This is a genomic window from Allobosea sp. P1_A7, from assembly GCF_056406775.1.
Genome location: NZ_JBFTZN010000527.1, coordinates 1 through 1,767, shown reverse-complemented (window position 1 = coordinate 1,767; position 1,767 = coordinate 1). Strand labels below are relative to the sequence as shown.

Sequence of the window (1,767 nt, the reverse complement as noted above, 5' to 3'; positions counted from 1 at the left end):
CTCGGGATCACGATCTCCCCGAACGTCAAATCGACGTTCTTCCTGATGTTCCTGTTCGCCGTCGGCTACGGCGTTGGCCCGCAATTCGTGCGAGGCATCGCCAAGGACGGCGCGCCCCAGGCGATCTTTGCGGTCGTCGTCACCGTGTTCTGCCTCGCGATACCGGTCATCATCGCAAAGATCGCCGGCTACCATCCGGGCTATGCGGCGGGCCTCTATGCCGGCTCGCAGACGATTTCGGCCTCGATGGGCCTGGCGACCGATGCGATCAATCGCCTCGGTCTCTCGCCGGAACAGACCAAGGAATTCCTCGACGCGATGCCCGTCGCCTATGCGGTGACCTATATCTTCGGCACAGTCGGATCGGCCGTCGTCCTCGCCCAGCTTGGACCCAAGCTTCTCGGCATCGACCTCGTCCAGGCCTGCAAGGACTATGAGGCGCGGCTCGGCGGCGACAAGGAGCTTGGCGGCCCGGGTTCTGTCTGGCGGCGCTTCGAGCTGCGCGCCTTCAAGGTGCGAAGCGGCGCCAGGGTTGTCGGCATGCGCGCAGTCGATGCCGAGGCGCTGGTTCCCGATGCGCGGGTCTTCGTCGAACGCATCCGCCGCAATGGCATCATCGAGGACGCGACCACCGATACCATTCTGCAGGAGGGCGACATCGTCGCCATTGCCGGCCCGCGGGAGGTTCTCGTCAACCTGATCGGCCAGGCCGCCGAAGAGGTCGAAGATGCCGAGCTCCTCGACGTCAAGGCCGAGGGTGTCGACGTCTACGTCACCAGCAAGGATGTCGACGGCAAGACGCTCGCGGAGATTTCGCATATGCCGCAGGCGCGCGGCGTCTTCCTCCGGAAGATCGTGCGGGGCGCGACCGCTACCAGTATCCCGATCCTCGCCAACACCGTGATCCAGCGTGGCGACATCCTGACGATCGTCGGCCGGACCCAGGACATTGCCGCCGTTGGCAAGGTCATCGGCCATCCCGACCGGGCCAGCGACGTCGCCGATGTCGCCTTCATCGGTGYTGCCATCACGCTTGGCGCCCTGGTCGGCGCTCTCGTGTTCAAGGTCGGCGGTGTCCCGCTGACCCTCTCGACAGCCGGCGGCGCGCTGATTTCCGGCCTGGTCTTCGGCTGGCTCCGCTCCGTGCGCCCGCTCTTCGGCCGCATCCCAAGTTCCACCGTCTGGTTCATGAACTCGGTCGGCCTGAACATCTTCATCGCGTGCGTCGGAATTTCCGCCGGCCCCGGCTTCGTCAAGGGGCTGCAGACGCAAGGCCTTGGCCTCTTCCTCTGGGGTGCATTGGCCACCGCGATCCCGCTCATCCTGGCGATGTTCGCCGGCAAATACATATTCCGGTTCGATCCGGCCATTCTGCTCGGGGCCTGTGCCGGCGCCCGCACCACTACGGCGGCGCTCGGCATGATCTGCGAGACCGCAGGAAGCCAGGTTCCGGCTCTGGGCTACACCGTGACCTATGCGGTGGGAAACACCMTTCTGACGATCTGGGGCATGGTGATCATCATGCTGCTGACCTAACGGCGACACTTACTGACGCATTCGTTGCACATGAAGAACATGGGGAAATGCCATGGACCTGGTGAAGTTACGCAGTTTCGCAACCCTCAGCCCCTTCGAGATCAAGGACGAACTGATCCGTCTCGCTAAACAGACCGCGCAGACCTCCTCGATCGCCCTTCTGAACGCCGGCCGCGGCAATCCGAACTGGGTCGCGATGACGCCGCGCGAGGGCTTCTTCCTGCTCGGGCA

The 1,767-nt window shown here is 64.4% G+C and carries 1 protein-coding gene and 1 pseudogene; both read left to right on the top strand.

Annotation, left to right across the window (positions count from 1 at the left end; all coding sequences use genetic code 11):
- The coding region (gene aspT, locus AC1D34_RS37275; protein ID WP_476826988.1) for an aspartate-alanine antiporter at positions 1–1,536 on the top strand (1,536 nt) is incomplete at its 5' end.
- A 52-nt stretch (positions 1,537–1,588) separates the two neighbouring features.
- Positions 1,589–1,767 (top strand): annotated as a pseudogene (locus AC1D34_RS37270) (aspartate 4-decarboxylase); the annotation flags it as partial.